The organism is Litorivivens sp. (genome assembly GCF_057445395.1).
This window is the reverse complement of the sequence record NZ_JBVBUV010000002.1, coordinates 48,266-69,701: the sequence shown is the minus strand read 5'-3', so window position 1 is coordinate 69,701 and position 21,436 is coordinate 48,266. Positions and strand designations below refer to the sequence as shown.

24 protein-coding genes are annotated in these 21,436 nt (G+C 54.2%); 13 read left to right on the top strand and 11 right to left on the bottom strand.

The features are described from left to right. Positions 1-171 precede the first annotated feature (171 nt). Positions 172-597 carry an SRPBCC family protein gene (locus AC222A_RS01135; protein WP_372797806.1) on the top strand — a complete coding sequence of 142 codons (426 nt, stop codon included), beginning with the start codon at positions 172-174 and terminating at the stop codon, positions 595-597. Here the strand turns inward: AC222A_RS01135 and AC222A_RS01130 are convergent. Further along, complete coding sequence (locus tag AC222A_RS01130) at positions 585-1,865, bottom strand: CinA family nicotinamide mononucleotide deamidase-related protein (protein ID WP_372748654.1); 1,281 nt, start codon at positions 1,863-1,865, stop codon at positions 585-587. The two genes, AC222A_RS01135 and AC222A_RS01130, sit on opposite strands and share 13 nt — an antisense overlap. 107 nt (positions 1,866-1,972) lie before the next feature. Here AC222A_RS01130 and AC222A_RS01125 point away from each other — a divergent pair, with 107 nt between their 5' ends. Together AC222A_RS01125 and AC222A_RS01120 are read left to right on the top strand one after the other, a co-directional pair. Further along, entirely contained in the window at positions 1,973-2,314 is a 342-nt protein-coding gene (locus AC222A_RS01125; RefSeq protein ID WP_372758269.1) for an FtsB family cell division protein, read from the top strand. A gap of 15 nt (positions 2,315-2,329) precedes the next feature. Further along, positions 2,330-2,536, top strand: a complete 207-nt coding sequence (locus tag AC222A_RS01120; RefSeq protein WP_372748652.1) for a type II citrate synthase — start codon at positions 2,330-2,332, stop codon at positions 2,534-2,536. A gap of 71 nt (positions 2,537-2,607) precedes the next feature. On the opposite strand, the gene AC222A_RS01115 is transcribed toward AC222A_RS01120, so the two are convergent. Further along, entirely contained in the window at positions 2,608-3,381 is a 774-nt protein-coding gene (locus AC222A_RS01115; protein WP_372748651.1) for a glucose 1-dehydrogenase, read from the bottom strand. 154 nt (positions 3,382-3,535) lie between these two features. Between AC222A_RS01115 and AC222A_RS01110 the strand changes: the two genes are divergently transcribed. After that, on the top strand, positions 3,536-4,003 hold the full coding sequence (locus AC222A_RS01110; protein WP_372748650.1) for a hypothetical protein: 468 nt from the start codon (positions 3,536-3,538) through the stop codon (positions 4,001-4,003). Here AC222A_RS01110 and AC222A_RS01105 read toward each other — a convergent pair. Beyond that, on the bottom strand, positions 3,996-4,973 hold the full coding sequence (locus tag AC222A_RS01105; RefSeq protein WP_372748649.1) for a D-2-hydroxyacid dehydrogenase: 978 nt from the start codon (positions 4,971-4,973) through the stop codon (positions 3,996-3,998). The genes AC222A_RS01110 and AC222A_RS01105 overlap by 8 nt on opposite strands. Before the next feature lie 464 nt (positions 4,974-5,437). On the opposite strand from AC222A_RS01105, the gene AC222A_RS01100 reads away from it, so the two are divergent. The 3 genes from AC222A_RS01100 (at position 5,438) to AC222A_RS01090 (ending at position 8,804) form a co-directional block, all read left to right on the top strand. Beyond that, positions 5,438-6,025, top strand: coding sequence for a hypothetical protein (locus AC222A_RS01100; RefSeq protein WP_486774560.1), 588 nt, complete (start codon positions 5,438-5,440; stop codon positions 6,023-6,025). Between the two features lie 327 nt (positions 6,026-6,352). Beyond that, the gene (locus AC222A_RS01095; protein ID WP_372748647.1) at positions 6,353-7,099 is read left to right on the top strand and encodes an OmpA family protein; all 747 of its coding nucleotides are present in this window, start codon (positions 6,353-6,355) and stop codon (positions 7,097-7,099) included. Positions 7,100-7,151: 52 nt separating this feature from the next. Next, positions 7,152-8,804 (top strand): ShlB/FhaC/HecB family hemolysin secretion/activation protein, encoded by a 1,653-nt coding sequence (locus tag AC222A_RS01090; RefSeq protein ID WP_486774559.1) that lies wholly within the window; start codon positions 7,152-7,154, stop codon positions 8,802-8,804. A gap of 9 nt (positions 8,805-8,813) precedes the next feature. Here AC222A_RS01090 and AC222A_RS01085 read toward each other — a convergent pair whose 3' ends face one another. From AC222A_RS01085 to AC222A_RS01070, 4 genes are read right to left on the bottom strand one after another with little or no spacing between them, the layout of a single operon-like run. Next, complete coding sequence (locus AC222A_RS01085) at positions 8,814-10,166, bottom strand: ATP-binding protein (protein WP_372747814.1); 1,353 nt, start codon at positions 10,164-10,166, stop codon at positions 8,814-8,816. Further along, positions 10,163-10,846, bottom strand: coding sequence for a response regulator transcription factor (locus AC222A_RS01080; RefSeq protein WP_372747813.1), 684 nt, complete (start codon positions 10,844-10,846; stop codon positions 10,163-10,165). The genes AC222A_RS01085 and AC222A_RS01080 overlap by 4 nt, the downstream gene beginning before the upstream one ends. A gap of 27 nt (positions 10,847-10,873) precedes the next feature. Further along, positions 10,874-11,188, bottom strand: a complete 315-nt coding sequence (locus tag AC222A_RS01075; protein ID WP_372747812.1) for a PepSY domain-containing protein — start codon at positions 11,186-11,188, stop codon at positions 10,874-10,876. A 3-nt stretch (positions 11,189-11,191) separates the two neighbouring features. Beyond that, positions 11,192-11,698 carry a glycine zipper 2TM domain-containing protein gene (locus AC222A_RS01070; RefSeq protein WP_372747811.1) on the bottom strand — a complete coding sequence of 169 codons (507 nt, stop codon included), beginning with the start codon at positions 11,696-11,698 and terminating at the stop codon, positions 11,192-11,194. 185 nt (positions 11,699-11,883) lie between these two features. Here AC222A_RS01070 and AC222A_RS01065 point away from each other — a divergent pair, with 185 nt between their 5' ends. Next, positions 11,884-12,510 carry a glutathione S-transferase family protein gene (locus AC222A_RS01065; protein ID WP_372747810.1) on the top strand — a complete coding sequence of 209 codons (627 nt, stop codon included), beginning with the start codon at positions 11,884-11,886 and terminating at the stop codon, positions 12,508-12,510. A 142-nt stretch (positions 12,511-12,652) separates the two neighbouring features. Here AC222A_RS01065 and AC222A_RS01060 read toward each other — a convergent pair whose 3' ends face one another. Beyond that, positions 12,653-12,991, bottom strand: a complete 339-nt coding sequence (locus AC222A_RS01060) for a hypothetical protein (protein ID WP_372747809.1) — start codon at positions 12,989-12,991, stop codon at positions 12,653-12,655. Positions 12,992-13,185: 194 nt separating this feature from the next. On the opposite strand from AC222A_RS01060, the gene AC222A_RS01055 reads away from it, so the two are divergent. Genes AC222A_RS01055 through AC222A_RS01045 form a run of 3 tightly spaced genes read left to right on the top strand, consistent with a single transcriptional unit; the run spans position 13,186 to position 17,075 of the window. After that, positions 13,186-15,153 (top strand): DUF3604 domain-containing protein, encoded by a 1,968-nt coding sequence (locus AC222A_RS01055; protein WP_372747808.1) that lies wholly within the window; start codon positions 13,186-13,188, stop codon positions 15,151-15,153. 6 nt (positions 15,154-15,159) lie between these two features. Next, a complete protein-coding gene (locus AC222A_RS01050; protein ID WP_372747807.1) occupies positions 15,160-16,089 on the top strand; it encodes a peptidyl-prolyl cis-trans isomerase in 930 nt (309 codons plus the stop codon). Continuing rightward, on the top strand, positions 16,086-17,075 hold the full coding sequence (locus AC222A_RS01045) for a HupE/UreJ family protein (RefSeq protein ID WP_372747806.1): 990 nt from the start codon (positions 16,086-16,088) through the stop codon (positions 17,073-17,075). Before AC222A_RS01050 ends, AC222A_RS01045 begins: the two co-directional genes overlap by 4 nt. Here AC222A_RS01045 and AC222A_RS01040 read toward each other — a convergent pair. Continuing rightward, complete coding sequence (locus AC222A_RS01040) at positions 17,049-18,086, bottom strand: hypothetical protein (protein ID WP_486774558.1); 1,038 nt, start codon at positions 18,084-18,086, stop codon at positions 17,049-17,051. The genes AC222A_RS01045 and AC222A_RS01040 overlap by 27 nt on opposite strands. 85 nt (positions 18,087-18,171) lie before the next feature. Here AC222A_RS01040 and AC222A_RS01035 point away from each other — a divergent pair, with 85 nt between their 5' ends. Then, complete coding sequence (locus AC222A_RS01035; RefSeq protein ID WP_372747804.1) at positions 18,172-18,936, top strand: alpha/beta fold hydrolase; 765 nt, start codon at positions 18,172-18,174, stop codon at positions 18,934-18,936. Here AC222A_RS01035 and AC222A_RS01030 read toward each other — a convergent pair. Beyond that, the gene (locus AC222A_RS01030) at positions 18,933-19,565 is read right to left on the bottom strand and encodes a TetR/AcrR family transcriptional regulator (protein ID WP_372747803.1); all 633 of its coding nucleotides are present in this window, start codon (positions 19,563-19,565) and stop codon (positions 18,933-18,935) included. The genes AC222A_RS01035 and AC222A_RS01030 overlap by 4 nt on opposite strands. A gap of 109 nt (positions 19,566-19,674) precedes the next feature. On the opposite strand from AC222A_RS01030, the gene AC222A_RS01025 reads away from it, so the two are divergent. Beyond that, positions 19,675-20,694, top strand: a complete 1,020-nt coding sequence (locus tag AC222A_RS01025; protein ID WP_372781061.1) for a TIGR03617 family F420-dependent LLM class oxidoreductase — start codon at positions 19,675-19,677, stop codon at positions 20,692-20,694. Positions 20,695-20,735: 41 nt separating this feature from the next. Here the strand turns inward: AC222A_RS01025 and AC222A_RS01020 are convergent, their stop codons facing one another. Further along, on the bottom strand, positions 20,736-21,311 hold the full coding sequence (locus AC222A_RS01020) for an outer membrane beta-barrel protein (protein WP_372809371.1): 576 nt from the start codon (positions 21,309-21,311) through the stop codon (positions 20,736-20,738). Positions 21,312-21,436: the final 125 nt, after the last annotated feature.

The following is a 21,436-nucleotide window of genomic DNA, read 5'->3' as shown; positions in this document are numbered from 1 at the left end:
ACGTGGCAGAGAGAGCGTGAGCAGGCATCGTAATATTATATTCGTGTTAGTTATGCAAAGTTAAAAGGCTAGCCTAACAGCCTTTGTGTGCAGGGGCATTAGCATTTTTTAAGCCGGTAGCGGCGTATCAGGCCAATAGTGGCGATATTTTGGTAAAGGGAGTAAAGGACAGTGACAGAGGTAGTGGTAAGCCGTGAATTTACGGTTCCAGCCGATCAGGTATGGGCAGTGCTGGCAAATTTTGGTGATATCAGTTGGGCGCCGGGTATGGACCGGGTTGAGCTTATTGGCGAGGGCGTAGGAATGACCCGCCGGATATTTATGCCGGAGATGGAGCCTATTGATGAGGTACTGCAATCCATTGATCATCAAGCTAGGGAGTTGCGTTATACCATTCCTCATGGCAACCCCATGCCCGTCACCGATTATCTGGCTGGCCCCCGAGTGACCGCAATTGATGACACCCGTTGTCGGGTTGATTGGTTCGGTGAGTTTGTGCCCGCCGGTGCCAGTGAGACCGAGTCAGCAGCAGCGGTTAAGGGGATTTACGTCATGATGCTGCAATGGCTTGATGAGCACCTGGCTCAGTCGGCCTGATCGACCAGATAGCGCTCCATGTAGCCAGGATGCAGACTGTAACCCAGCGCGCAGCGACGTATCAAATCCAGGCACAGTGCGCTCACCCAGGCTCTGAATAGGCTCCGTCCAAGGGGTATGTGAAGCGGGTAGCTGTAAACGTTGTCGCGTGTGGCGAGAGCGATCCAGACCGTGCCAACGGGCTTTTGTTCGGTGCCGCCATCAGGGCCGGCAATGCCGGTTACCGCCACGGCGATATCGGCTCCGCTGTGCCGCAGCGCGCCATTGGCCATGGCCTCGGCGACTGGCTTACTAACCGCGCCGTAGTGTTCCAGGGCCTCAGCCGGAACGCCCAATTGCGCCTGCTTCATCGCATTGGAATAGGTTACCCAACCTGCCTCAAACACCTGTGATGCGCCGGCTATGTCGGTAAGCTGGCTGGCAACCATGCCACCGGTGCAGGATTCGGCCGTGGCCACGTGCAACTGTTCTCGATACAGTGCGTCGACGGCTGCCTGCGCCAGACTGGAGGGCGCGTTGGCAATATAGGTATCCTGAAAAATATCGTCGATCAGGCGTTGCTGCCAGGTATCCAGCAAGCTCTGATTGGCAGAGCGTGTCGTCAGTTTGACTTCCAGTGCCGGCATGGAAGCGCGAAAGCCGAGCTCGATCTCGGCTGGCCAGTCGGGATACTGATTGGATATGAGTTCCTGTAAAGTGGATTCGCCGCGGCCAAAAACCAGCAGGCGTCGTGTTTCCACGGCTCCCGGCGCAAAGCGTTTGCACAGGCGCGGCAACACTTCGTGTTTAAACATGAGTCGCAGCTCGGAGGGTACGCCTGGAGTAGCAAAGATCAGGCAGTCGTTAATCGTGAGAAAAATACCTACAGCGCTGCCGGTTTCATTGGCAAGTATTTCGCAGCCTTTCGGCAGGATAGCTTGCTTGCGATTGGCTTCGTTGATGGCGTAGTTGCGTTTGCCACACCAGTGCTCCAGATGTGCCATGGCGTCAGGGTGTTCGGTCAGTGGTACATTGGCAGCCAGTGCCAGAGCCTTGGCGGTCAGGTCGTCTACCGTTGGCCCCAGCCCGCCATTGATGATCAGCACCTGGCTGCTGCGGGTTTGTGCTTTAATTTCGTCAACCAGTTCCGGTAGGTCATCGCCCAGTGTTACTTTGCGGGCAATACGCCAGCCATGCTGGCCCAGAAGATCTGCCATCATGGCTGAATTGGAGTCGACAATATCGCCAGACATGATTTCGTTGCCGGTGAGCAGCAGTTCAACTTTCATTCTAATTCTCAAATTATTAGCGGGTTTTCCCGAGGGAAATACTCTTGTGAAAAGAGTAGTGCGCTTGTAGGCTAAATACAATTATTACCGCTTGGTAGAAGGCCTTTATGAATCGTATTGGGTTGATAGTTGTTGCTGTGATTGCTGTATGTGCGTTGGGCTTGCAGGGGTATCAATATCAGCAGGGGCGGGAATATCAGCGCGACCTTGCGCGTGAGTTGAGTGCGCTGCGAGCGGAGTTGCAAACGGTCAAGGAAGACAATGAGCGACTGCGGCAGGAGCTCGCCGAACTTCAGGGTAACGACCTTGATACGCTTGTAGATGATGCCAGTGAAGCGTTGGTCACCGGCTGGAACAGCATGTTGACGGTATTGGAAAACGAATTGCGCAAGGCGGAGCAGGCCTTGCGTGATAAGCGTCAGCAGGATGAGTCACGTTCACCAAAATAACAGAGGGGGCTCGCGGTGGGTGAGGTCAAACGCAAGGTACAAACGGTCGAGGTCAACTACGTCTGCGACAAGTGCGATCACGGCATGGTCGAAAAATGTGGCGCCACTGATCAAAAAACAGGGGAAACACCCCATCAATGCATGATTTGCGGCCATCCGCACAGCTTCAAGTGGGTTTCCTACCCGCGAATTGATTACATCGGTGTCGATGAGGCTCTTTAAGTCGCTGGGGTTAATAGAGCAAAATCTTCGGTCAGACGGCGCCGCGCGGCACCGTCTTCATCACTTCTTAATCAGGATGTGGGCAGCAAATCCAACCGCATGCCGGCATTCCAGCCACCGTCAACGATAAATTCTGAGCCTGTCGAATAACTACTGTCGTCAGACGCGAGATACAGCGACATATTGGCTATTTCTATGGGCAGACCCACCCGTGGCAGGGGGTGATTGACATAAAAGGCATTGTCGTCGTCATTGGGCTCCGTTTTATCACCGGCGGCATGCATGGCCGTGAAGACTCCTCCAGGATGTACCGTGTTTACCCGAATGTTGTGGGGTCCATACTCCAGGGCGGCGGATTTGGTCAGCCCGCGTAGGGCCCATTTGGTCGAGGAGTAAGCGCTGAGTCCATTTTTTGACTGCAGGCCGTCGATGGACGAGATGTTGATGATTGACCCGCCACCGGCCGCTTTCATGGCGGCAAAAGATTCACGGATGCCTATGTAGGGGCCCAGTTGATTGACCCGGATAACCTTTAGATAATCGTCGGGAGTGGCCTCGGTGATCGCGGCGTAGTATAGAATAGCTGCATTGTTGACCAGTACATTGTAACTGCCCAGCGAGGACGCCAGGGCAACAGCTTTTTGCCAGTCAGCTTCACTGGTTACGTCGAGATGCAGATAATGAGCCTGCTCTCCGATGCTATCCGCAACCGCCTGGCCTTCCTTGTCGAGGACATCGCCAATAACCACTTGTGCACCCTCCTTGGCGAACAGTCGGGCCGTCGTCTCGCCCATGCCGCGCGCGGCGCCAGTAATAATGGCAACTTTACCATCTAGTCGTCCCATGGTATTTCCTCTTTGTTAGTGTGGCGCTATTTAATCCCGCCGAGATAGCCGGTTCAAGCGCGGCAACTAACCCATTCGGACGAACTCTTGTTGGGCGTGCTTGTCTTAGCGTTAAAGCGGCGGGTTTAAACCTGAATATTTATAGGGTGTTGTAATGAAAGGCACAGTGGTTTTGCAGTTGTGTATGGTTGTCTGTCTTGGTCTGCTGTTTACTGGCTGCGGTAAAATGGAGTCAACTGGCGGCGATGGGCATGGTGATACGGCAGTGACGGATGTCACCAGTATCACGGAGCTGGGGGCGCCGTCTTCCGGCACGGTTGCACCTGCCGATGAGGGAGGGGGTGACGGTCAAACTAGCCGCGAGAGCATTTCGGCTGATGCTGCAAATGCAGGTAAAGCGTTGGCTCAGCCTCTGGATTTGAATCTAGTGCTTCCTGCTGAGTCAGAACAGCAGTATCTGTTTTCTGAAAAAAGCCAGGCTCCCAACTTTTTCCAGAGCCAGGAACCAAAACCGGCGGTTAAATGGAAAGGTAAGCTTTATATGATAGAAGAGCCAGCCACCGAAAAGCGCATGGAAAACGTTGATGGCGGTGAAATTAGCGTAGTGGTGCCACTCAAGTAAGAGGACCATTGACGCAGTTTATGAGGTTTCCTGCCTGAAAGGCCTGAATAATCTCTGCCGATTGGGCAATCAGTGCCTGCCGGGATTCACGGCTACCCCAGGCATTGTGTGGTGTGATGATCAGGTTCGGATGTTTCAGGGATAACAGTGGGTTCCCGTTACGCGGGGGCTCTTCGGTCAGCACATCGGTGGCGGCGCCGCCAAGCTGGCCTTTGCTCAACGCGCGCGCCAGTGCGCGTTCATTGACAATGCCTCCGCGTGAGGTGTTGATCAATAAGGCACCACGTTTCATCAGTTGCAATTCTGCTTCATCGATCAGGTTGCGCGTCTGATCGCTCAGCGGGCAATGGATGGAAATGACATCGCTCGTAGCCAGCAAAGTGGTTAACCCCTCTCTAGGTAATGCCGCTTCCTGTTGCGTCTCGGCCGAAAAAGATTGCAATGCTGCTGTTTTCATCCCCATGGCGCGTGCGACTTTTGCTACGGCGCGGCCTGAATTGCCGGCGCCGATAATTCCCAGCTTTTTCCCCGCAAGGCCAATTAAAGGTTGGTCCAACAGGCAAAATTGCGTGCTGCGTTGCCAGACTCCCTGTTGCACCGTTTGCTGGTAGTAGGGTAGGTGGCGCGCCAACGCAAGCATGAGCGCCAGTGTGTGTTCTACCAGTGAGTTCGTGGCGTAATCGACGTTGTTGCACACAGCGATTTTCTGGCGGCGAGCAGCCTCCAGATCAATATTGTTAACCCCGGTGGCTAAGACCACAATCAATTTCAGGTGTGGTAAACGCGACAGCACATGCTGGTCGAGCGGAACCTTGTTGGTCAACGCTATATCCGTGTCGAGTAAGCGGCCCGGTAAGGTGTCGGGCGGTGAGTACTCAAAACTATCCAGTGTGGTCACGGCGTTTTGCAATGGACTGATGTTCAGGTCGGCCAGGTGCAGTGAGCCGGCGTCCAGTAGCGTGGCTTTCATGAGCGAATGTCTGTCAATGAACACGCAGTGCACCATAGCAGAGTCTGTGACGCAGGTAAGCTATCGCGACAGCTTTCAGAACGTTACATGTGTAACGTAGCGGTAGGCGAGGAAGCTGGATTTATGTCCATATCTTTTCAATCTAATTTGTAATTATTACCAATTGGCGGCGTTCGGGCGGCCTGTCTCAGAACCTGGTTATGAGGCCGTAGCGCCGCTAAAAATTGGCCTGATTATTTAAATTAAATAAAAACAATAAGTTGAAGTCTTTTTTGTGCTCGGTTGGCGAGGTTTGCTTGCGCTGGTTCACAGTCGGGGTCGCTGACCTACGGATAACTACGTATTGTGAGTAATCACACAATAAGCAGTTGAAAATGAATGTGTAATGGACTCAACGCTGAGCACTTATTGTGAAAACTGTCTCGTAGTATGTCTCAGCGGCGTTGAAGACAAGGAGATAACGCATGAAAAAATTTAAAAAACACGCACTGAAATCCGCCATCGCCGCAACGCTGGCTGCCGGTTTTTCCTCCGCAGCGTTCACGCAACCCGTCGCAGGGATAGTGTTACACGCACCGGGTATTGGTGATGTTCTGGCTGTTGGTTTGATAGGCGACGGTGGGCTGGTCGATGTTAACGTGGCTGGCAGTCGGTTTGCGCTGACCCCTGATGCAAATCCGGTGGCGGGTTTGCCCAGTATGCTTAGCGATCTGCAAAATGGCACCGGTTTGCCCTTGGCCGACCTCGCTGGCTTTGTGGGCGAGCTCCCTGCTGCGCCATTGCCTGGCCTGCCGAACGATCCCTCCGATCTGTTGAGCCTCCTGCCCACTGATGGTGGCATTCCAAGCCTCCCGGTTGATCCGGTCGCAACAGTCTTCAGTGTTGTTTCTGGTGGTGGCGCACCGTCGCTACCGGGTTTGCCGGTTGATCCGGTAGGTACGCTGACCGGTCTGACTCCATCGGGTGGAGCACCGTCGTTGCCGGGTTTGCCGGTTGACGTGGTTGGCACACTGACAGGTGCTTTACCTCTGGACGCGCTTCCGCTCCCCTAAGAAGGCCCCCTATAGGTCTTGACGTTTGCCTCCCGCTGGGAGGCTTTTTTTTGCGATTTGCTACCGCACTGCCGCGCTTTAGTCTGGCGGATCACCTTATTGCTAACTATTCTGTTTTGGCGTGTGACGTAGCACGCTGCGGCTTTCGCAAGCGATAAATTGCGAGTGAGGGGCTGGTAACGAAATGTTAAGCTGGGCGGGCGTTTCTCGAAACAACAGTTAGACACTAGCTAAGGGCTTGATACATTGAATCATTTGATCGCGGGGAAAGGTATCTGTTGGTGGCGCGCTTTATGGTTGATCGCGTATCTATTGATAGGTGCAAGTGTGCAGGCGCAAACCTTCGCAGATGGTGCATTACGATCGTTGGAGCGGGAGGGCGGCATACCCGTCTTGCCAGTGGTTACCCTTGGTGATGTCGATTCACTTTCCGGCAATAATACCGTTATTGATATGAATGCAATCCCTGCGGACGATCTAGACGGTATTGGCTTTTCCAGTTCGTCTGTCGGTGTTGCCAGCTTGCCGGAACCTGAGTCTGACACGATCCGCAAGCGGAAAAACACCGAAATCAGTTTGCCAAATTGTGACGACGATGATGGAGATGGTGTTTGTAATTCGCAAGACTATTGTGACGACACGCCGAACAACGCCATTGTATTGCCCAGCGGTTGTCATCTGACAAAAGGGGCTCCACTGGAGTTGGTGGGTGTGTTTTTTGATTTTAATGGCACAGTTTTGCGCCCCGAATCGTTTGAAATACTCGATCGTGTGGTGGCCGTCTTGCGACAGCAATTTCAGGTCGTGGTAGAAATCGGTGGGCACACGGATTCGCGTGGTAGTGAAGAGATCAATATCGAGGTTTCTGATGCGCGTGCCAAAGCGGTTTACGATTACCTGATAGCCCGTGGTATCGCTTCTTACAGGCTGCGTTATCGAGGCTATGGCTCGTCGCAACCAGTAGCGTCTAACAGTCTCGCGACGGGGGCAGACAATGCTGAGGGACGTGCGCGTAATCGGCGTGTTGATATGCGCGTAATTAGCGAGCTTACGCCGGAAACGGCGACAAAGTAGCCATCCTGGCCGGATGGTTAAATACATTGACGGATAGTAGGGACGATACTTTATGGCAATCGATCTGCCGCCGGTTATACCTCCGCAACTTTCTACTGCAGAACGTATTGAAGCTCAGTCGAGTATTAGTGCTGGAACTATTCAAACTCGTGTTGGCGAAACGCCGGTAAAAATCAGTGGCAATCGCTACCTGACCGAAGAGCAGATTTTGCGGTTGACGGGGGCTTCGAAAACTCCGTCACAGGCTATCCGAGCCTTGAATCAGGCCTATTATCGTTCGGGGCATTTGCTGGTCACAGTTTATTATGCGCAGCGCGGCGACACCGTTTACGTCCATGTTGTGAATGGTGAACTGGCAGCAATTGAAGGGCCGGACAGCGTAAAATCGCACTTTTCACCGCTCGTCGGTGATGATGATCTCACCGTAGATGAGTTTGAACGCCGGCGTGTGTTGGCTGAGTTGCAAGCCCAGCGTATGGGGCGCGAGTACGTTATAAAATACAAAACCGACGATGATCCTTCGAAGTTGAGTCTGGTGTTTACCCACGAAGAAGCATCAGACTATTCGCCGACAGAGTTTTCGTTGTCGATGGGTAATGAAGGAAACCGCTTCGTTGGTCGTTACTTTGGTGGCGCAGAAATCAGACACCATTTCTGGAACGGTACCGAGCTGAAGCTAGAATATGACGGTGCGCTGACAGATTGGGGTGAAAACAGTGGCGGCAAGAACTATCACGGTTTAAGCCTTAAACTCGGCAAACCAACACGGTTAGGGCTCTATGGTATGGAAGTGTCGGCGGTTGATTATGAGCGCGACGCTTTTCTGGTGAATTCGTCGCAACCAGACAATTCGCCTGTATGCCTTCTTCTTCCGGTATTGTGTCCTACGCCTGCAGCGTCGCGCACCGCTGTGGTGGTTGAGGGTGAAATTCAGTCTGCCGCACTGACCGGAGAGCAGATCCTGTTTGCTAATCGTCAGCACAGGCTCACCGTTAGTGAGCGGCTGGAATACACCGAGTCTGAAGTGTCGCTTGATAATGGGCAGGTACTGGAAGATGAGGCACATGGCGGGCTGGAAGTGGGGCTGAAGTATTTTCGTCAATCACGCGTGTTTGGTCAGCCGGTGCGTTGGAGTGCGCAGGGCTTTGTAGAAAACGGGCTTAGCGGAGATTCCGGTACGCTGGGAACGGAAGATTTTGCCGATGCCGTAAGCAGTGGTAAGCGCACGGCCGAATATTTGTTGTTTAAGCCCAAGCTAGGAATGAAAATCGGATTGGGCGGTAGCTTTTCATTTGATATCGATGTGCTGGGTCAGTACGCGGACGGCAAGCAAGTACCGCAGCAGAAGCAATTTGTTCTCGGGGGTATATCGACGTTGGCTGCCTACCTGCCAGGTGCCTTGATAGGGGATAGTGGCTATTACGTTAGAACTAAACTCGCTCAGGATAGTTGGACGGTCTTCGGTATGGAGCTTACCCCATCAATATTTATCGAGCACGGCGAAGCAGTCTATGAGGATGCCGGCGGCGAATTTGGACGTACGAGATCGTTAACAGACGCTGGCTTTCGAGTCGAGGGTGAGCTGGGACGCGGGTTTACTACCCAGTTTGTTACCGCATTTCCCATCAGTGAGCGCAACGTTAATGAAGATGTTGCGAAGGAAATGGAAGCGGACTTCTTCTGGCAATTGCGCAAAGTGTTCTAAGCGCAGCAATTAACGTGGCAGGGTGAGAGTCAGTAGGGCGCCTCCAAGGGATGAACGGCTAATGGTAATGCCACCTTTGTAGGCCTTGAGTATGTCGGTGGCCACCGATAAACCAAGGCCTTGCCCACTTCCGTACTGATCACCCCGGCTGCCTCGCTGTAGCAGGGTTTCAACCTTGTCGTCGGGGAAACCCGGTCCATCATCTTCAATCAATACTGTGGCCAGGCTTTCGTCATTGGGCATGATTGCGGTCACCGAAACGGTATGTCGCGCCGCTTTGCAGGCGTTGTCCAGAAGGTTGCCCATTAGCTCCATGAGGTCCTGTTCGTCAATCCCCAGGTGGTCGTGCTCGGCACAGTTCAGCGTAAAGCCGAGTGCTTTATCCCGGTAAACTTTATCCAGTGAATTGAGCAGGCGTTTCAGCAACGGTTTGATGGCTGTTTTGCTGCCAAGTTGATGCGGACCGGCACTGACCGCGCGTTGCAGCTGATAAGCGATGATATTGTTCATTTTATCGAGCTGTTCGTTAATCAACCCGTCCCGGTTTCTGTCGATGGCCGATCGCATCACGCTGAGCGGAGTCTTTAGGCTGTGCGCGAGGTCTCCCAGGGTGTTTCGGTAGCGTTCACGCTGCTGTTGTTCCTTGTCGAGCAAGCGGTTGAGATTACGCGTGATGCTGATAAGTTCCTGAGGATAGGCGCCACCCAGTCGATCCCGCTGGCCGGTCTCGAGCGCTCGTAGTTCTCGACTCAGTTTGCCCAGTGGATTTAAGCCCCAGCGCATGACAATGACCTGTATCAGGAGTAGCACAATACCAGCAAGCCCTAACCAGAGAGCGATGTTGCGGCGAAAACTCAGTACCTCTGCCTCAAACGTGTTTTGGTTTTGCAGGAGAGTAAATATCAGAGGGTAGTCGACGCCGTGTTCGTCCTCCCAGATGACGTGATAGCGGTAGCGAAAATAGTCTTCGCCGCGCACAGAAAATGTGTCAAAAACTTCTTCGCCAGGTGATACTGCCGAAAATCCAGACTGCAAATACTGCATGGAGTTGGCGGATGAAGACTGCCATTGTAGAACGCCATTGCGGCTGTGAATGAAAGCGTAGAGACCAGAGCGGAACTGCCAGAATCTAGGTTCGCGCAGACGTTCTACCGACAACGGTTGGGTGTTGCTCCATTCCATGACGCCTAGAATGCCGTAAAACTGAAGCTGTAATTGTGACTGCTGGGCCGCGATCAGGCTCCGTGAATGGGCCTGATCAATGGCGTAACCTGTGATGCCGAGAAAGAGCGGAAGCGTCAGCAGGCTGGCGAGTAGCAATCGCCGAATGATTGACCCCTTGCCCTGCGGTGCGGTGCTCATTCCTCGGGTTGGAGATCTAATCGATAGCCGCGGCCACGCACGGTGGTGATGGGTTTGATTGTGCCTTCTGGATCCAGCTTTTTACGCAGACGGGCAATAAATACTTCAATAACGTTGCTGTCGCGGTCAAAGTCCTGATCATATAAATGTTCAGTGAGCTCGGATTTGGAGACTGTCTGGCCACAGCGGTGAGCGAGGTATTCCAGTGCGTTGTATTCAAAGGTGGTGAGCTCTAGTGGAGTGTCGGCAATGCGAACGACCTTGGCGCGTGAATCAATCACAATGCCGCCATTAAAGCGAAGCTCAGGGCTTGCGTAACCAGCCGAGCGCCGAATCAATGCGTTGGCCCGAGCAAGAATCTCTTCAATCTGGAAAGGTTTAACTACGTAGTCATCTGCGCCGGCTTCCAGTCCGGCAACCTTATCCTGCCAGCGGCCTCGTGCTGTTAGTATCAATACGGGGAAGTTGCGATTGGCGGTGCGCCACCGGGAGACTACCTGAATGCCGTCTAGTTTCGGAAGGCCGATATCGACAATGGCCAGATCGTAGTTGTATTCCTCTCCCATAAAGAGAGCATCTTCGCCATCGCTGCTGGTGTCACAGGCAAAACCTTCGGCCTCGAACTGCGACGAAAGGTAGTCGAGAAGATCTGGCTCGTCTTCGACGATCAGTATGCGCATGGTTGGTTTTCCTGTTTGGCGCTGCGGTTAATCGGGTCTGACGGTCACAGTTTTGACTTTGCCATCATCCTGCAGAATGCGAACCCGATACACACCGTTACCGAGGTGGCGCGCGCCAACGGCACGACCGTTGTAGCGTTGTTCGGCTATTGCTACCGCACGCTCTGGCGATTCCTCTACCAGATTGCGACGCAGCGAGGGATCGGTTGCGGGCGGCCTCAGAGACGGAACTCTATCCAGATCGGGTAAGGCTTGCAGTGGCGCGGACACAGTGAGTCCGGCAGCGAGCAGGGCGCTGGCCAGTGAGACCTTCAAGTGATGTATGTGCTGCAAGTTTCTCATACGTCATTGGGCCGGTTGAACCGACACGGTTACCTTGAGTTTGTGCCCGGGATCATAAGGGAGCCGGGTCGTGTATTCATTGCCATGGTAGCGATATGTTACGTCGTAGCCAACTATCTCTCGTTGCCAGTGCACATCGCGTACCGTCTCACAGCGCCGTTCCACATGGTAGTGGCTGTTGTGTCGGGACGCCTGGCTGCCAACTGCGGCGCCGACACCCGCGCCAACGAAGGTTCCCACCGCCTTGTCGCGGTCGCCGTGCGCGATCTTGTTGCCGATGACGCCACCGATGATGGCTCCCAACAGGGGGGCTGCGCTGTTGCGTCGAGATTCATGGTAAACCGTTTCATCCCAGCAATGTTCACGTGGTCGCTCATGGGCAACCTCTTCGTAAATAGGCACGCTACTCACAACCTTTGCGTAGTGGGTATGCTGATGGTCAGCCAACACCTCGTTAGTTACAGCAGGCATGACACAGATAAAACTGATCAGTTTGACAACGGTTCGCATAGGCAAACCCCTTTTGGTCGTTACGGTAAAAAGGGTACAGCGCACAGCCTGAACGGCAGCTGAAGATTGGCCTGAAACGCAGTGGAAAACTGCGCCGGGGGTATGTGCAATGTGGTGCGGCTTGCGGCACTATACGGCTCTGTCGATTCACCTATTCATTCATAAACGCATAAATCAGGAAGGCTATGAAACTATATACGTTTGATATCGCGCCCAACCCGCGCCGGGTTGCGCTGTTCATGCAATACAAGGGCATCACGCTGGATACTCAGCAGATTGATCTTGGCAAGCTGGAGCAGTTCAGCGACAGCTATAAAGCGATCAATCCGGACTGTTCGGTACCTGCGCTGGCTCTCGATAGCGGTGACTGTCTGGTCGATGTGGTGGCGATCTGTAGCTATCTCGAAGGGGTGCATCCCGACAAGCCGCTATTGGGTGCCGATAATCTGAAACGCGCGCAGGTACTGGGCTGGATGCATCGCCTGTATTTGAGCGGTTTTATGGCGGTGGCGGATATGCTGCGAAATCAGGGTGATATGTTCAAGGATCGGGCGCTGCCTGGGCCCGACAAAGTAGAGCAAATTCCCGCGCTGGTCAGTCGCGGGCGCGATCGTTTGGCAGGGTTTTTCAGGCAGATGAACAGCATCTGCGAAACGCGCGACTACCTGGTTGGCGACAGTTTGACGCAAGCCGATATCGATCTGCTGGTAGTCTGCGAATTTGCTGCGTGGGTGAAGGAAACCGTCCCGGAATCTTGCGCTGCATTGCTGGCGCACATGGCACGCGTGCGAGCTGCGCTGCCTGCGAGCTAGGTTGATGATAAGGTTTGCTGCTTTCTGAAACCGTTGCTAGGAAAAAGGCCCCGCACTGGCCGGCGGGGCAGCGTTTGGCTCAGGTGAAGCCTGAGCCAGGGAGAACTAAGCCCATCGCATCGCGGCAGGGTTGTGCATGCCTCTAGAACCGCACATTCAGGCTACCGCTCAGCCCATGATTTACCCGCACTCGGGTAGTACTGCGCTCATAGTGATGCTTGCGACGGTATTGATGGGGTCGCTCGTAATAATGATAGCTGTACGAGTAGTGGGGCCGGCTGTGATAGGTATACGTCACGTGACTGCTGTGCCTGTCGTGGCTGTGCGAATGATAGCTGTGGCTGCCATGATAGGTGTGGGTGTTGTGATAATGACGGCCGCTTTCGTGACATACGTATTCGGTGTGGGTGTCGTGCGCTAACGCCCGTTCAGCACCCAGACCCAGAGCTGCAAGGCCACACAGTGCGATGAGGTTTTTCATGCTGTTCTCCAGTGAACGAGTTCCCAGTGTTGATCGCAGTTTGGCATGCGTAAACTGAACAGAAGCTGAAGGCCTGGGCGAAGCCATAATAATTGTGCGCCAATGTCGGCTTGAGCGGGTGACAACATAATGGAATATCCCTATCATTCTGGGCAGTTTTAAAACAGCTGTTTTTATTTGGGGGCAATCGAATAGTGAGATGGGTCTGGATAGTCTGGTGGCTGCTGCTGGCCTTGCCGGCATGGTCGGCGCCGCCGAGTTTCGAGCGCACCGAGGAGCGGCAGCCTTGTCGCCATTACAACGCACTTAAAATCCCGCTGTTTGGCGATACCCACGTGCATACCCGTTACTCGCTCGACGCCAGTACCCAGGATACGCGTACCACGCCCCAGCAGGCCTACCGTTTTGCGCGTGGGGAGCGCATCGGTATTCAACCCTGGAATGACGAGGGAAAAGCGCTCCGTAGCCTGAAACTGGCGCGCCCGCTGGATTTTGCCGTTGTCACCGATCACGCAGAGCTGATTGGTGAAGTGAGCATGTGCAACAGCCCTTCCGTAGACGGCTATAACGCTTGGCAGTGCAAGGTTTATCGCCGGTGGCCGCGGGCGGCTTTCTTTCTGTTTAATACGCGGGCGTCAGCCGGTGGCAGGCTGGGTTTGTGTGGCGACGATGGCAATCGCTGTCTGACCGCTGCGCTGGCGCCGTGGCAGGAAATGCGTGAGGCTGCCGAGCAAAGTTATGATCGCAGTGACAATTGTGATTTCACGAGTTTTGTGGGCTATGAGTGGACCGGGGCCTCGGAAAATCTAGCGAACTTGCATCGCAATGTGATTTTTCGCAACGCAGTGGTACCGGATTTGCCATTCAGTTTTGTCGATAATCCCACGGCGCGAGGGCTATGGCAAAACCTTGAAAGCAGTTGTCTGGATGCCGGCACCGGCTGTGATGCGTTGGTGATTCCGCACAATTCAAACCTGAGCGACGGCTACATGTTCAGTCCGCAGGACGCCGACGGCGTGCTGCTGACAGCAGAAGATCAGGCTAAGCGAAGTCGTCTTGAGCGGCTTGTGGAAGTCATGCAACACAAAGGCAGTTCTGAATGTTTTTTCGGCCCCGGGCAAATGGAGGACGAGCTGTGTGCGTTTGAACAGCTTCCCTATGATAAATTCTCCGGCAAATTCATGAATCTGACCCGGTCGGCGCCAGCAGCGGACGATGGGTTTTTACGCGATGTACTGAATGATGGCCTTAAGCTGAAAAAAGAGCTCGGCTTCAACCCCTACCAAATGGGCTTTATCGCCAGTACAGATACTCATCTCGGTGCGCCGGGGGCTGTGTCTGAAACTGACTTTCCCGGGCATGGCGGGGCAGGGGAGCCAGCGGCAGCCAATAACAAAGGGTTACCGGATGACCTGGAGTTCAACCCTGGTGGGGTGGCGGTTGTCTGGGCCGAGGAAAACAGCCGCGATGCGATTTTCGCCGCCATGCAGCGCCGCGAAACCTATGGTACCAGCGGGCCGCGTATGTCCGTTCGATTTTTTGGCGGCTGGGATCTGGATCGCGAGTTGTGCGAGGCCCCGGATTTTGTTGAACGCTCCTACCTGGGTGGCGTGCCTATGGGCGGGCAGTTGCCGTCCGTGGCGAACCCGGAAGACCCGCGCTTTATCGTCTCTGCGCTGATGGATCCGGGCACCCTTGATTCACCGGGGACAGCACTGCAGCGAATCCAGATCATCAAAGGCTGGATAGATGGCGCAGGTAACAAGCGCCAGCGTGTCTATGAAGTGGCAGGCGATGCCAATAATGGCGCATCGGTTAACCCGCTCACCTGCGAACAATCGGGCGATGGTTTTAAACATCTTTGCCGAGTGTGGACCGATCCCCATTTCGATCCGGCCGAAGATGCGTACTATTACGCGCGTGTGGTGGAGAATCCGAGCTGTCGCTGGAGTCAGCAGATTTGTGTCGCCAATGGGGTTAACTGCGCAAACCCTGGCACAATTCCCCGCGGGCTGGAAGCCTGTTGCAGCGACACGCATCGCCCGGTGATTCAGGAGCGAGCTTGGACCTCTCCCATTTGGTACTCCCCAAACACGGATTCTCTAGCCGGTGACACGCTAAATAATGACACCCCGAGCGAAAAACACTCGAACAAGGATTAGTACGTAATGCGGTTTCTACGGCAGCCATTGCTGCATTTTCTGGTGATTGGAATCGCGCTTTTTGCGCTACAAATGTATCGGGACGCAACTGCGCCGATTGATATTGAAGGGCTTGACGCCGAAACCCGTCTCCAATTACGAGATGATTTCGTGCGACAGACCGGCAGAATGCCGACTCAGATACAGATTGTCGCACTGGAGCGTCAGGAGCTGGATAGCCGTATTTTGTACGCTGAAGCGCTGCGTCGAAATTTTCACCGCGATGATGCGGTCGTGCTGCAGCGACTGCTTCGCGACGCTAACTTCCTCGGCATCGAAGGCAGCGACGACGAAAAGATTCGCACTGCCATCGCGCTGGGCGTGCACGAATCGGATGAGGTGATTCGACGGCGGATGATTCAGCGTATGGAGCGTCTTGGGCGTGGCACGTCCTCGGCTTCACCGACGCGAGATGACCTTGAACAAATCTATGAGAGTGAAACTGACCGCTGGCAAGTGCCGGCCCGTTTGAGTTTTCAGCATGTTTTTTTTAGCGCCGACCGCGACGCAGACCCCGAAGGTCGGGCACAGCAAGCGCTAGAGGAATTGCGGAGCGGAGCCGACTCCGCCGGTTTCGGAGATCCCTTTTTGCACGGACGTGCCTTCCGCGATAAATCCTATCGCGATATGACTTACATGTTTGGCTCTGAATTTAGTGATGCACTGGCGGCGCAACCACCGACTGTGGGGCAGTGGAGTGAACCGGTGCCGTCTGCCTATGGAATGCATCTGGTGCGTGTCACTGATATCGTGCCGGCGACAATCCGCAGTATTGACGATGTTGCTGCCAAGCTGGAACAACTCTGGCGCGATGATCACGAACGTCAGGCCTTGCAGGCTTTTATTGAACAACTGCGACAACGCTACAACGTCGTGGCGCCGGGAGATGACGTATGAAACATCTGTGGTTATTGATGCTGTTCATCTCGTTTAGCCCGGCATGGGGCCATAAATTGGCGCCATCATTGCTCGAGATCGACGGTGAGAGTACGACGACGTTTAACGTATTGTGGCGAACCCCGGCCTTAAGCGCGCAGGTTAGCCCAGAGCCGATTTTCCCCGAGACGTGCACAATGGCCCAGGCGGCACAGCAAGCCGTGGGTACGTCGGTAGAATGGCGCTGGCACATGACGTGTGCCGAAGGCCTTGAAGGTCAAACCCTGCAGGTTCGCGGGTTGACGGCCAGTCGTACTGCCGCGCTGTTGAAAATATCCCTGGTCGATAATCGTCAGTACAGCCAGTTGATGCGGCGCGACAGTCAGACCTTTGAGATTCCCCGCGTACCTTCCACCTGGGCGGTGGTCGGACAGTATTTTGTGCTGGGCGTTGAGCACATACTTATCGGTATAGATCACCTGTTGTTCGTCACCGGTCTGTTACTGCTGGCGGCTTCCTGGCGGCAGCTGCTGGTGACAGTAACAGCTTTCACAGTAGGTCACAGTGTGACGCTGGTGCTGGTGAGCCTCAGAATTATTCCCGAAGTGGCGGTTTGGGTGGAGCTTGCGATTGCAGCCACGATTTTGTATTTGGCTGTTGAGCTGAGCTACAAGGCTTTTGCACAGCGCAGTGGGCGCGTGCGTTGGCCGCTAATCGCCGTGTTTGGGCTGGTACATGGTCTGGGCTTCGCCAGTGTGCTTGAAGAGCTGGGGTTGCCCCAGGGGGATGTTCTGGCGGGTCTGGTAGCCTTTAATGTGGGAATTGAAGCTGGGCAGCTCGTGTTTGTCGCAACGCTAGCCTTGCTGTTCTGGATGTTGCGCTCGCTATCGGCCTCACTGGCGCCGTTGATGCGCACTGCCGCCATCTACACGATGGGTGGGATGGCGGTGTTCTGGTGCCTGGAGCGCAGTTACGCGTTGTTACTCAGCAGCGTCTACTTTTTCTGACGTGCTTTGCGCCGCAGCGTCGCGCTCATTTTTGGGCGTGTCGCTTGTCTTCTCAGCACCGTCGGGTTGGTCGGTGCTATTTTCCTTTTTTGCATTTTCAGTCTCGCCGGCTTCTAAAGGTACTTCTGTGCCAGCGTCGCCGTCGGAACCTTTGTTTTCAGGTTTGTCAGCATCTTCGCGCTTGTCTGACTCTTCGGATTTGTCAGAACTTTTCTCTGCGTCGTCTGCTTCTTCCTCTTTGTCACCTTTTTTCTTGCCGGGGTAGCGATCCATGGGGATCAACGGGTGCAGCGCCAGCGCGACACCCTCTTCAATAAAGCTGGTGTTTTTGAGTACCTTGTCGCGTCTCACAAAGCCCAGATGTGGCTTGCGCATATCGATGGCAGATAGGGTGTCGATGCCACCGCGGCTGGCAAACAGCGGTCGGCCGTTAAGGTCATAGATGGTGACGATCAGGCTTGCTGCCTTGACCGGCTGCGACCAGTTAAAATCTACGGGGACCCCAGAGCCGGCACCTTGCGTGGCAGGCTTACGAGTTACCCCGTACCAGCGCGCGTAATGGTTCATACCGGAGCTGTGTTGTACGTCATGCGCAATCAAGTCGGTAAAAACGACTGCGTCAACACCACCAACCACTTTCAGTGTGGATAGCGTGTTGGCCATGACGGCCTGCCAGTTACGACGGTCAACCTTGCCGGATGTGGGGTCGTAAAAATCACCGTAGGTGTACAGTGCCTGGTTCCAGGCGTTATCAAACAGATGGGTGGGTGCTATCTTGTAGCCCTGACTCTTGAGCCTGTCGAGTACTTCTTCATCGATTTTTGGGGCTGCTTTCCGTAACATTGACAGGGTCGGCTCGCCACTGACATTCACACTGGCGAGTAGCAGCGTTTTGGGCGGGTTTGCCTCTAAAGCCTCCTCATCCATGTGGTAGGGGTAAACGGTTGGGTTGTAAGAAACCGTTGAACAGGCAGCGAGAAGCGCACAGAGCGCCAGCCAGATAAATCGCACAGTGAACTCCCGGTTGAAAAATTAACAGGGGGCGATTCTACCAACCGCCTTGCGCTGTGAGAAGCAAAGGCGGCAAGAGGCAGTTATGCAATTGAATTATAAAGTTTCCGGTGATGGCGACAATGTCGTTTTTCTGTTACATGGACTGTTTGGTTCGGCGAGCAACCTTACGCAGTTGGCCAACGCTATTGAGGGGCGTTTTCGTGTCTATCGCATTGATCTACGCAACCATGGCGAATCATTTCATTTTGATACGATGTCGCTATCAGAGATGGCTGACGATGTTCGACGCCTTGCAGATGCGGAAAACGTTGAAAAATTGGCCTTAGTCGGACATTCGCTGGGCGGCAAGGTGGCAATGCAGTTTGCACTGAGCAATCCAGAACGGGTTTCACATCTGGTGGTTGCCGACATCGCGCCGGTTGCCTATAAACCGCATCACAACGAGACTTTAGCGGCCCTGCGTGCAATCGATCTGCGCGCTCTGAAAAGCCGTGGTGAGGCCGATGGGGTGCTGGCGAAGGTAGAAAGCGAGCTGGGTGTACGGCAATTTTTACTTAAAAATCTCGCTCGGACTGACAGTGGGAGTTGGCGCTGGAAGTTAAATCTGGAAGCTATTGCTCACTGCTACGACGATTTGTGCCAGGCACCGGAAGGGCCCGGCTTTGATGGCGAAACCCTGTTTATCAAGGGGGAGCTGTCAGCCTACATTCAGGACAAGCATCGCGGTGACATATTCCGCTTGTTTCCCCGCGCCGAGCTGGAGGTAATATCCGAAACCGGTCATTGGCTGCATGCGGAGAAACCGGAGGCATTTAATGAATTGGTGGCGCGCTTTCTGGATCGTTAGCGCGGTCTCAGCATCTCCAGTAGCAGGTCTACTGTAGTATCGAGAGATTCATCACTGGTCAGCTTTATGCCGGTGGCGCGTTTAGTGAGTGGCGCCACCAGCAGCAGATACGTCAATGCGCCGGAAATAATATGCAGGATGTGCAATGGCGGACCTGCGGGCAGCAGGCCATGAGCCTGCGCCAGCTCAACAAACCGGGTGCCTTCCTCTATGTCCTTTCGCAAGTGTTGTTCTACCAACCAGTCTAGACGAGGTCCCGGTGTGGAGGCCTCGCGAAACATAATGCCAACCCAATCGGGGTGGTCTTTGGCAAAGCGAATGATTGCGCGGAACACGTCGCGCAGCATTTCTCTCTCCTGCGCCGGTGTGCGTTCGTTGTTCAGGCGGGGTAATTGCGCTTCAAGGCTGTGTAACTGTGCCCAGAGGTGATTGACCGCCTCCTGCCACAATTTGAGTTTGGTTTCGAAATGGTATTGCACGAGGGCCTTTTTCAAGCCTGCGTGACTGGCAATACTGCCCATGGAGGCGGCATCGAAACCCAGCTCAGCAAATACCCTGACAGCCGATTGCAAAATCTTCAGGCGCGTGCGTTCGCGGCGTTGAGCGCGCAGATTACTGGCTTCCGGCAACGGTCTCTCCTCATAGTTCAATAGCAGACTCTACTGTCTAATTGGTAATTTGACAATACGGTTGCATAGTGAAATTATCCTGCCAACCTCGACGCTCAGGAAAATGACAATGAAAATTGACGGCCCATTCTACGCCGATATGGAAAACGCTGTGACTGAGGCGCAACGCTGTGCTGAAGCTGGCTACGATGGGATCTATACATTAGAGGGCAGTCGCGACCCATTTTTTCCGCTGGTGTTGGCCTCGCAGGCCTGTCCCGAGCTCGATATTGCCACGGGGATTGCCGTCGCATTCCCTCGAAACCCTTCGCATATCGCCTACCAGGCCTTTGATCTGCAGCGTTTTTCAAAAGGAAAGTTTCTGTTGGGTATTGGGCCGCAGATAAAAACCCATATCGAAAAGCGTTTCGGCCTTGATTTTGATCCGCCGGCGCCGCGTATGCGGGAGTACATTCAGGCGGTCAAGGCAATCTTTAATTGTTGGCAAAACGGCGAGCGGCTCAATTTCCAGGGAAAGTACTATCGACATACCCTAATGACGCCGATGTTTAACCCAGGGCCGCTGGAGGCTGGTGTGCCGCCGATTTTGCTTGGCGCCTTGGGTCCTAAAATGACGGAAGTGGCGGGTGAAGTTGCCGACGGCCTCATCGTCCATCCATTCAACACACTGCCTTTTGTGCACGACCGACAGTTGCCGGCTGTACAGCGCGGTCTCGAAAAATCGGGCCGTTCGCGCGATGATTTTATCCTGCAGGTGGCAGCCATTTGCGTTACCGGCGCTAATGAAGAGGAGTTTGCCGCTGCGAAAGCGACGGTGAAAGGGCTGTTGGCGTTCTATGGTTCCACGCCGGCTTATGTTCCGCCGATGGAAGCTGTGGGTTGTGCAGATTTACACCCGGAGCTTAATCGCATGTCCAAGCAGGGGCAGTGGCAGGAAATGTCGGAACTAATAGATGACGATTTTCTCAATCATTTCGCGGTGGTAGGGGAACCCGATACCATAGCCCGGCAGCTATATGACAAGTACGGTGCTGACGCGGATCGTCTGAGTATTTATGCGCCGTATCAATCGTCTCCCCACGTGTGGAAAGATATCATCAGCGAGTTGAAATCGTTAAGCGGCCGCTAGGGCCGCTCCGGGGTGATCGCCGTTGGTTTGAGGCCGGTGGCCTAGAGGGTCAGTTCCATAACCACAGACGCCACGTCGTAATCACCAATGTCGGCATCATCTTCTTCATTGGATAGTTTCATCCTGTCGTACTGCAGACGTATTGCGATCTGCTCGCTGATTTCGCCGCGTATGCCTGCGCCATACATCACATCGGTACCATTGGCGTCATCGCGGTCACGCGGCCCAAATACATTGCTGTGGGTTTCTACGTTCCAGTGGTGAAAACCAGCGCGCCCAAAAATACTAAAGCGCTCAGTGAGCGGCAGACCCGCCAGCGCAGAGAGCGAAAGCGAGCGGGTTTCGCCATCTAATGTCGTCAGGCCGTTACTGATGCTGAATTCACCAAGATCGTGATAGCCAAGCTGAAATGCCAGCCCGTCTCCTGCCCGGTAACCGATGAAAGCGTTTGTTGTCGTGTCTTCATCGTCGGTGTCGGCATTGCTGAAATTGCTGCCTTCGTCGAGTTTGAGCTCGCCCTTGCCGGCACCCAGTCCAAGCATCAAGCCGTCCTTAGCCCATGCGCCGGATGCAGCGCCACCGATAATCAGCAAACTCAAAAGCAGTTTTTGTTTCATCGCGAACACTCCTGTTGATTAGGGATTTTCGCGATCATAGTGAGGAGGTGAAGAATGGGGCAATGCAGTTTTGCCAAAAGCTCTCGGTAAAACTGGTGTTAATGCTGTTGTCGAAAGATTGTGGG

What these genes read in the sequence shown, in the direction of transcription:
- AC222A_RS01130 (WP_372748654.1), bottom strand. Translation starts at nt 1,865, where the DNA reads ATGAAAGTTGAACTGCTGCTCACCGGCAACGAAATCATGTCTGGCGAT.
- AC222A_RS01125 (WP_372758269.1), top strand. Translation starts at nt 1,973, where the DNA reads ATGAATCGTATTGGGTTGATAGTTGTTGCTGTGATTGCTGTATGTGCG.
- AC222A_RS01115 (WP_372748651.1), bottom strand. Translation starts at nt 3,381, where the DNA reads ATGGGACGACTAGATGGTAAAGTTGCCATTATTACTGGCGCCGCGCGC.
- AC222A_RS01110 (WP_372748650.1), top strand. Translation starts at nt 3,536, where the DNA reads ATGAAAGGCACAGTGGTTTTGCAGTTGTGTATGGTTGTCTGTCTTGGT.
- AC222A_RS01105 (WP_372748649.1), bottom strand. Translation starts at nt 4,973, where the DNA reads ATGAAAGCCACGCTACTGGACGCCGGCTCACTGCACCTGGCCGACCTG.
- AC222A_RS01100 (WP_486774560.1), top strand. Translation starts at nt 5,438, where the DNA reads ATGAAAAAATTTAAAAAACACGCACTGAAATCCGCCATCGCCGCAACG.
- AC222A_RS01090 (WP_486774559.1), top strand. Translation starts at nt 7,152, where the DNA reads ATGGCAATCGATCTGCCGCCGGTTATACCTCCGCAACTTTCTACTGCA.
- AC222A_RS01085 (WP_372747814.1), bottom strand. Translation starts at nt 10,166, where the DNA reads ATGAGCACCGCACCGCAGGGCAAGGGGTCAATCATTCGGCGATTGCTA.
- AC222A_RS01080 (WP_372747813.1), bottom strand. Translation starts at nt 10,846, where the DNA reads ATGCGCATACTGATCGTCGAAGACGAGCCAGATCTTCTCGACTACCTT.
- AC222A_RS01075 (WP_372747812.1), bottom strand. Translation starts at nt 11,188, where the DNA reads ATGAGAAACTTGCAGCACATACATCACTTGAAGGTCTCACTGGCCAGC.
- AC222A_RS01070 (WP_372747811.1), bottom strand. Translation starts at nt 11,698, where the DNA reads ATGCGAACCGTTGTCAAACTGATCAGTTTTATCTGTGTCATGCCTGCT.
- AC222A_RS01065 (WP_372747810.1), top strand. Translation starts at nt 11,884, where the DNA reads ATGAAACTATATACGTTTGATATCGCGCCCAACCCGCGCCGGGTTGCG.
- AC222A_RS01060 (WP_372747809.1), bottom strand. Translation starts at nt 12,991, where the DNA reads ATGAAAAACCTCATCGCACTGTGTGGCCTTGCAGCTCTGGGTCTGGGT.
- AC222A_RS01050 (WP_372747807.1), top strand. Translation starts at nt 15,160, where the DNA reads ATGCGGTTTCTACGGCAGCCATTGCTGCATTTTCTGGTGATTGGAATC.
- AC222A_RS01045 (WP_372747806.1), top strand. Translation starts at nt 16,086, where the DNA reads ATGAAACATCTGTGGTTATTGATGCTGTTCATCTCGTTTAGCCCGGCA.
- AC222A_RS01035 (WP_372747804.1), top strand. Translation starts at nt 18,172, where the DNA reads ATGCAATTGAATTATAAAGTTTCCGGTGATGGCGACAATGTCGTTTTT.
- AC222A_RS01025 (WP_372781061.1), top strand. Translation starts at nt 19,675, where the DNA reads ATGAAAATTGACGGCCCATTCTACGCCGATATGGAAAACGCTGTGACT.
- AC222A_RS01020 (WP_372809371.1), bottom strand. Translation starts at nt 21,311, where the DNA reads ATGAAACAAAAACTGCTTTTGAGTTTGCTGATTATCGGTGGCGCTGCA.